Source organism: Micromonospora sp. I033 (genome assembly GCF_053890995.1).
Genome location: NZ_JBSSLX010000251.1, coordinates 1 through 7,577, shown reverse-complemented (window position 1 = coordinate 7,577; position 7,577 = coordinate 1). Strand labels below are relative to the sequence as shown.

7 protein-coding genes and 1 pseudogene are annotated in these 7,577 nt (G+C 72.1%); 7 read left to right on the top strand and 1 reads right to left on the bottom strand.

The window, feature by feature from the left end; translation table 11 throughout:
- From ACW0Q9_RS27220 to ACW0Q9_RS27195, 6 genes are all read left to right on the top strand, one after another.
- Positions 1-434: GNAT family N-acetyltransferase (locus ACW0Q9_RS27220; RefSeq protein ID WP_456186075.1), on the top strand; the 434-nt coding region annotated here is incomplete at its 5' end.
- Between the two features lie 34 nt (positions 435-468).
- Entirely contained in the window at positions 469-1,320 is an 852-nt protein-coding gene (pdxY, locus tag ACW0Q9_RS27215; RefSeq protein WP_456186073.1) for a pyridoxal kinase PdxY, read from the top strand.
- 175 nt (positions 1,321-1,495) lie between these two features.
- A complete protein-coding gene (locus tag ACW0Q9_RS27210; protein ID WP_456186071.1) occupies positions 1,496-2,449 on the top strand; it encodes a TerC family protein in 954 nt (317 codons plus the stop codon).
- Between the two features lie 151 nt (positions 2,450-2,600).
- On the top strand, positions 2,601-3,050 hold the full coding sequence (locus tag ACW0Q9_RS27205; protein ID WP_456186069.1) for a helix-turn-helix transcriptional regulator: 450 nt from the start codon (positions 2,601-2,603) through the stop codon (positions 3,048-3,050).
- Between the two features lie 5 nt (positions 3,051-3,055).
- The gene (locus tag ACW0Q9_RS27200; RefSeq protein WP_456186067.1) at positions 3,056-3,466 is read left to right on the top strand and encodes a VOC family protein; all 411 of its coding nucleotides are present in this window, start codon (positions 3,056-3,058) and stop codon (positions 3,464-3,466) included.
- Positions 3,467-3,584: 118 nt separating this feature from the next.
- Positions 3,585-5,975 carry an ATP-binding cassette domain-containing protein gene (locus ACW0Q9_RS27195; RefSeq protein ID WP_456186065.1) on the top strand — a complete coding sequence of 797 codons (2,391 nt, stop codon included), beginning with the start codon at positions 3,585-3,587 and terminating at the stop codon, positions 5,973-5,975.
- Between the two features lie 482 nt (positions 5,976-6,457).
- Here ACW0Q9_RS27195 and ACW0Q9_RS27190 read toward each other — a convergent pair whose 3' ends face one another.
- Positions 6,458-7,321, bottom strand: a complete 864-nt coding sequence (locus ACW0Q9_RS27190; protein ID WP_456186063.1) for an aminoglycoside phosphotransferase family protein — start codon at positions 7,319-7,321, stop codon at positions 6,458-6,460.
- A 96-nt stretch (positions 7,322-7,417) separates the two neighbouring features.
- Between ACW0Q9_RS27190 and ACW0Q9_RS27185 the strand changes: the two are divergent.
- Positions 7,418-7,577: pseudogene (locus ACW0Q9_RS27185) on the top strand (tyrosine-type recombinase/integrase); the annotation flags it as partial.

Genomic DNA, 7,577 nt, shown 5'->3' with positions numbered 1-7,577 from the left:
CCGCCATCCGCCGCTGGCACTGCCGCGCCATGACCGACGACGAGGCCCGCGACTGGATCGACTCGTGGCCGCGACGCTGGCGGCAGGAGACCGGCGCCGGCTGGGCCGTCACCGACGGCGACGACGTGCTCGGGCAGATCAGCCTGCGCGCCGTCGACCTGCCCGAGGCCCAGGCCGAGGTGTCGTACTGGGTGCTGCCCGCCGCCCGCGGCCGGCGCGTCGCCGCCCGCGCCCTGACCGCCCTCACCGCCTTCGGCTTCGACCGGCTCGGCCTGCACCGGATCTGGCTGCGTCACTCCACCGCCAACCCGGCCTCCTGCCGGGTGGCCGAACGCGCCGGCCTCGCCGCCGAGGGCACCAACCGCGGCGCCGCCCGGCACACCGACGGCTGGCACGACATGCACCTGCACGCCCGCCTCCGCACCGACACCTGACCAGCGCCGCGGCGGCGGATGCGACGATGAGCCGGTGAAGATCCTGTCCATCCAGTCCTCGGTCGCCTACGGTCACGTCGGCAACTCCGCCGCCGTCTTCCCGCTGCAACGGCTCCGGCACGAGGTCTGGCCGGTGCTGACCGTGCACTTCTCCAACCACACCGGCTACGGCGCCTGGCGCGGACCGCTGCTGCCCCCGGCCGACGTCGCCGAGGTGATCGCCGGCATCGAGGACCGCGGCGTCCTCGGCACCGCCGACGCGGTGCTCTCCGGCTACCAGGGCGACCCGGCGATGGGCGCGGTGATCCTCGACGCGGTCGCCCGGGTGAAGGCCGCCAACCCCGACGCCCTGTACTGCTGCGACCCCGTGATGGGCGACGTCGGCCGCGGCATGTTCGTCCGACCCGGCATCCCCGAGTACCTGCGCGACAGCGTCGTGCCCCGCGCGGACATCGTCACCCCCAACCAGTTCGAACTGGAGTTCCTCGCCGGCCGCAGCACCGACACCCTCGACGACCTGCTCGCCGCCGTCGACGTCGTCCGCGACACCGGACCCCGGCACATGCTGGTCACCAGCGTGCTGCACGGCGACGTCCCGGCGGGGTCGCTGGAGGTCGTCGCCGTCTCCGACGCCGGCGCCTGGGCGGTCACCACACCGCTGCTGCCGATCAGCCCCAACGGCGGCGGCGACGTCACCGCCGCGCTCTACCTGGCCCACCTCGCGACGACCGGATCGCCCGAGACCGCGCTGGAGCGCACCACCAACTCCATCTACGCGGTCCTCGAGGCCACCCTCGCCGCGGGCACCCGGGAACTGCAACTCGTCGCCGCCCAGGACGCCATCGCCGACCCGCCCACCCGGTTCGGCGCCCGCCGGCTGCGCTGAGCTGATCTTCGCCGCGCCGGCGGGGGAGCGCGGCCCGGGCACCGACTTCGCCGGACCGCCGTCTCCCGACCGGCGCCTCGCCTAGGCTCGGGGGCGACGCAGTCCGGTTCCGCACCCGCGTACGGGCCGGAACGGGCGCCCGTCCCCGCCCAGGCGCGGATGCGGAGGACGCCGGATGGACGAGACCACGTTCGCGGCGCCGGCCTGGGCCTGGGTGGCCGTCGGCGCGGTCATCGCCGTCATGCTCGCCGTCGACATGTTCTCCCACCGCCACCACCACGTCATCGAACTGCGCGAGGCGCTGGTCTGGAGCGCGGTGTGGATCACCGCCGGGATCGCCTTCGGCCTGGTCATCTGGCTCTGGCGCGGCAGCGGGCCGGCGGTGGCCTACTACTCCGGCTACCTGCTGGAGAAGGCGCTGTCGGTCGACAACGTGTTCGTCTTCGCCCTGCTGTTCGGATACTTCCGGGTGGCCCCCGTGTACCAGCACAAGGTGCTCTTCTGGGGGGTGCTCGGGGCGCTGGGCTTCCGGCTGGTGTTCATCTTCGCCGGCGCGGAACTGCTGGACCGGCTCACCTGGGCCGGCCTCGTGCTCGGCGCGTTCCTGATCTGGACCGGCTGGCGCCTCGCCGTCCGCGGCGAACCGGACGTCGACCCCGACCGCAACATCGCCGTCCGGATCTTCCGCCGGCTCGTGCCCACCGAGCCCCGCTACCACGACGGCCGCTTCACCGTCCGGGTCGACGGCCGCCGCAAGGGCACCGTGCTGCTGGTCGCCCTGGTGGCGATCGAGGCCACCGACGTCATCTTCGCGATCGACTCGGTCGCGGCGATCCTGGCCATCACCACCAACACGTTCCTGGTCTGGACCGCGAACGCCTTCGCCGTGCTCGGGCTGCGCAGCCTGTACTTCTGCCTGGCCGGTCTGCTGCGACACTTCGGCCACCTGCGCTACGGCCTGGCCGTGCTGCTCGCCTTCGCCGGGGTGAAGCTGATCCTCGCCGAGACCCCCGTCGGCAAGCTGCCGGTCTGGCTCACCCTCGCCGTGGTCGTGCTCACGCTCGGCACGGCCATCGCCTGGAGCCTGGTCACCGCGCGCCGGAGCCGCCGGGACGTCCGCGCCCGCTGATGGAGCCTGGTCACCGCGCGCCGGAGCCGCCGGGACGTCCGCGCCCGCTGATGGAGCCTGGTCACCGCGCGCCGGAGCCGCCGGGACGTCCGCGCCCGCTGACCGGCCGCCGCGGTGGGCGACGCCGCCGCCACGTGGCACGATCAGGCACGTGACCAGCAGTTCCGACCCGACCCCGCACCTGCGCGACCTCGCCCGGCTGCGCCGCGTCCGCGACCGGATCGACCGGGAGTACGCGCAGCCGCTGGACGTCGAGGCGCTGGCGCGCGGCGTGCACATGTCGGCCGGACACCTCAGCCGCCAGTTCCGCCTCGCCTACGGCGAGTCGCCGTACGCCTATCTCATGACCCGGCGCATCGAACGCGCCATGGCGCTGCTGCGCCGCGGCGACCTCAGCGTCACCGACGTCTGTTTCGCGGTCGGCTGCGCCTCACTGGGCACCTTCAGCACCCGCTTCACCGAGCTGGTCGGCGTGCCGCCCAGCACCTACCGCCGCGAGGGGGCGCGCGCCACGGCCGGTATGCCGCCGTGCATCGCGAAGCAGGTGACCAGACCGATCAGGAATCGAGAAGCACCCGCCGTCGAGCCGCGCCTAGCCTGACTGCCATGGACATCACCATTCACACGACCGTTCTGCCGCACGACGACCCGGAGGCCTCCCTGGCCTTCTACCGGGACACCCTCGGCTTCGAGGTCCGCAGCGACGTCGGCAGCGGCAGGATGCGCTGGATCAGCGTCGGTCCCGCCGGGCAGCCCGGCACGTCGATCCTCCTCGCGCCGCCGGCCGCCGACCCCGGCGTCACCGACGACGAGCGCCGTACCATCGTCGAGATGATGGCCAAGGGCACCTACGGCTGGATCCTGCTGGCCACCCACGACCTCGACGGCACCTTCGAGAAGGTGCAGGCCGGCGACGCCGAGGTCGTCCAGGAGCCGATCGAGCAGCCCTACGGCGTGCGCGACTGCGCGTTCCGCGATCCCGCCGGCAACATGGTCCGCATCCAGGAACTGCGCTGACCGTCCGCCGCCGCGCCTGGACGAGAAACCCGACCTACGGCTCGGAGCTGGTTAGATCGAGCCGGGCGACGCCGACCCGCACCCCGAAGCGGCCCGCGCGACAGAAGATGGAGAACCGATGAGCACGGCCACGAGGACGGACACCCAGTCGGGCGCGCTGCACGCCGCCGACACCCACGACCTGATCCGCGTGCAGGGCGCCCGCGAGAACAACCTCAAGGACGTCAGCATCGAGATCCCGAAGCGCCGGCTGACCGTCTTCACCGGCGTCTCCGGCTCGGGCAAGAGCTCCCTGGTGTTCGGCACCATCGCCGCGGAGTCGCAGCGGCTCATCAACGAGACCTACAGCGCCTTCGTGCAGGGCTTCATGCCGACGCTGGCCCGCCCCGAGGTCGACGTGCTCGACGGGCTGACCACCGCGATCATCGTCGACCAGGAGCGGATGGGCGGCAACCCCCGCTCCACGGTCGGCACCGTCACCGACGCCAACGCCATGCTGCGCATCCTCTTCAGCCGGCTCGGGCAGCCCCACATCGGCTCGGCCCAGGCGTTCTCCTTCAACGTCGCCTCGATCAGCGGCGCCGGCGCGGTCACCATCGAACGCGCCGGCCAGACCACGAAGGAGCGGCGCAGCTTCAGCATCACCGGCGGCATGTGCCCGCGCTGCGAGGGCACGGGCTCGGTCACCGACTTCGACCTGACCCAGCTCTACGACGACAGCAAGTCGCTCAACGAGGGCGCGCTCACCATCCCCGGCTACAGCATGGACGGCTGGTACGGGCGCATCTTCAGCGGCTGCGGCTTCTTCGACCCGGACAAGCCGATCCGCACGTTCACCAAGAGGGAGCTGCACGACCTGCTCTACAAGGAGCCGGTCAAGATCAAGGTCGAGGGCATCAACCTCACGTACGAGGGCCTCATCCCGAAGATCCAGAAGTCGATGCTGTCCAAGGACGTCGACTCGATGCAGCCGCACATCCGCGCCTTCGTGGAACGGGTCGTCACCTTCACCACCTGCCCCGACTGCGGCGGCACGCGGCTCAGCGAGGCCGCCCGATCCTCCAAGATCAACGGAATCAGCATCGCCGACGCGTGCGCCATGCAGATCAGCGACCTCGCCACCTGGGTACGCGGCCTCGACGAGCCGTCGGTGGCCCCGCTGCTGGCGAAGCTGCAGCACACCCTCGACTCGTTCGTCGAGATCGGGCTGGGCTACCTCTCACTCAGCCGGCCCTCGGGAACGCTCTCCGGCGGCGAGGCACAGCGCACCAAGATGATCCGCCACCTCGGCTCCTCACTCACCGACGTGACCTACGTCTTCGACGAGCCCACCATCGGGCTGCACCCCCACGACATCCAGCGGATGAACGACCTGCTCCTGCAACTGCGCAACAAGGGCAACACGGTCCTGGTCGTGGAGCACAAGCCGGAGGCGATCGCCATCGCCGACCACGTCGTCGACCTCGGCCCCGGCGCCGGCACCGCCGGTGGTGAGGTGGTCTTCGAGGGCACCGTGGAGGGACTGCGGGCCAGCGGCACCCTCACCGGGCAGCACCTGGACGACCGCGCACGCCTCAAGCCGTCCGTGCGCACCCCCTCCGGAGCGCTGGAGGTCCGCGGCGCCGACACCCACAACCTCCAGAACATCGACGTCGACATCCCGCTCGGCGTGCTCGTCGTCGTCACCGGCGTGGCCGGCTCCGGCAAGAGCTCACTGATCCACGGCTCGGTGTCCGGGCGCGACGGGGTCGTGACGGTCGACCAGGGCGCCATCCGCGGCTCCCGGCGCAGCAACCCGGCCACCTACACCGGCCTGCTCGACCCGATCCGCAAGGCCTTCGCCAAGGCCAACGGCGTGAAGCCCGCCCTGTTCAGCGCCAACTCCGAGGGCGCCTGCCCCACCTGCAACGGCGCCGGCGTCATCTACACCGACCTGGCCATGATGGCCGGCGTCGCCACCACCTGCGAGGAATGCGAAGGCAAGCGGTTCCAGGCCTCGGTGCTGGAATACCACCTCGGCGGCCGCGACATCAGCGAGGTGCTCGCCATGTCCGTGACCGAGGCCGAGGAGTTCTTCGGCACCGGCGACGCGCGCACGCCCGCCGCCCACAAGATCCTCGACCGGCTCGCCGACGTCGGGCTCGGCTACCTCACCCTCGGCCAGCCGCTCACCACGCTGTCCGGCGGCGAGCGCCAGCGGCTCAAGCTCGCCACCCAGATGGGCACCAGCGGCGGCATCTACGTCCTCGACGAGCCGACCACCGGCCTGCACCTGGCCGACGTCGAGCACCTGCTCGCCCTGCTCGACCGGCTCGTCGACTCCGGCAAGTCGGTCATCGTCATCGAGCACCACCAGGCGGTCATGGCGCACGCCGACTGGATCATCGACCTGGGCCCCGGCGCCGGTCACGACGGCGGCCGGATCGTCTTCGAGGGCACACCCGCCGACCTGGTCGCCGCCCGCTCCACCCTCACCGGCGAACACCTGTCCACCTACGTCCAACCCTGACCGCCCCGGCCGCCCTGGACTGCCTGGGCGGCCCCGGCCTGCCTGACCTGCGGTGATCATGAGGTTAGCGGGGCGATTCGTCCCATTTATCGCCGCCAACCTCATGATCACCGGGGCGGGTGGGAGGTGTGCGTGCGCGGTGGGACTGGGATCGCCATGCGCGGCGTGGGGGACCAGTGTCGGGCAGACCGGCGCGGGAGGGCGGCCGCCGATGATCAGGGGCGCCGTGGGGAATGCGCGGTCGCAACGCGAGACGCAGGGCCGATGCACGACCCGCGTCGTATGCGAGGCGGGCAGATCACGTCACCGCACAGCACGTGCGAGGTCGGTGTGCGGTGACATGTCGAGGGAACGAAAACAGCGCGCCCGGTCGGGTCGGCCCCGGCATGCTGCACCCCGTCAGACCACCATTCGAGCCTGGCTCCGTAGCGTCGATAATGCACATTATGTCAAGTAAGCAGGTTCCGGCCCTCCCCAGGGCGTCAGTATGCGACCGGGTCGGTGAGGACTGCTGCCAGGACTCGTGACTGCTCCTCGTCGGCTCCGCGCGCCAGGCAGATGAGCGCCTTCCACAGTGCCCAGCCGCGGGCGCGCCGCCAGGCGTCGTCGGGCAGGCCCACCGCCTCCCGGAACAGCTGCCGTTCCGGCCCGGTGAACCAGGTCCACGCGAGCACCAGATCGCAGGCGGGATCCCCGACCCCGCAGGTGCCGAAGTCGATCACCGCGGCCAGCCGCCCGCCCGTGACGAGCAGGTTGCCGGCCGCCACGTCGCCGTGGAACCAGACCGGCGCCGACGCCCAGGCCGAGGCCTGGGCCCGCGCCCAGACGTCCTGGCAGGCGGCCCGGTCCACCCGCCCCCGCAGCACGTGGAGGGCCTGTTCGACCTCGTCGCCGTAGGCGCTGGGGTGGCAGCCCCGGAAGCAGGAGTGCCGCCCGGCCGCCGGGCCCCCGGCGGTGGGCGCACGCCGCAGCGCGGTCAGGAACGCGCCGAGGTCGCGCGCCACGGCGGGCCGGTCGACCGTCCCGGCGGCCGCGAGGGTGTCGCCGGGCAGCCAGCGTCGCACCGACCAGGGGTACGGGTAGCTGGCGCCGGGCCGGCCGGTGGCCACGGGCTCGGGTACGGGCAGCGGCAGGTGCCGGGCCAGTGCCGGCAGGCAGCGGTCCTCCTTGGCGATGCCGGGCGCGTAGCCCTCGGCGCTGGGCAGCCGCACGGTGAGCTGGTCGCCGAGGCGGAACGTCCGGTTGTCCCACCCCTGCTGGCGCACGGCGGTGATCGGCAGGTGCGCCCACCGCGGGAACTGCGCGGCGACGAGCCGGCGTACGAGTTCTTCGTCGATGTCCACCACGGGCCCAGTCTGGGTGCCGCGGCAAGTGGTTTCCCGGGTCGCTCCCCCGGGTTGGGCGGGCTGGCGCGAACGCGAAAATCATGCATAATATCCCTTATGCATGACAAAACGGGCGAAACGGTAGGTTGGTTGGTCGAGGAGTTCCTGACCGCCCGGGCCACCCGGAAGCCCTCCCCGCACACGCTGGCGGCGTACCGGCGGGAACTGACCACGGTGGCAGCCCCGGTGGCGGGGGGCGGCCGGACCACTCCCCTCC

Bases quoted from the DNA above. Each gene is read 5' to 3' on its own strand.
- ACW0Q9_RS27210 (WP_456186071.1), top strand. From the start codon at position 1,496: ATGGACGAGACCACGTTCGCGGCGCCGGCCTGGGCCTGGGTGGCCGTC.
- ACW0Q9_RS27200 (WP_456186067.1), top strand. From the start codon at position 3,056: ATGGACATCACCATTCACACGACCGTTCTGCCGCACGACGACCCGGAG.
- ACW0Q9_RS27195 (WP_456186065.1), top strand. From the start codon at position 3,585: ATGAGCACGGCCACGAGGACGGACACCCAGTCGGGCGCGCTGCACGCC.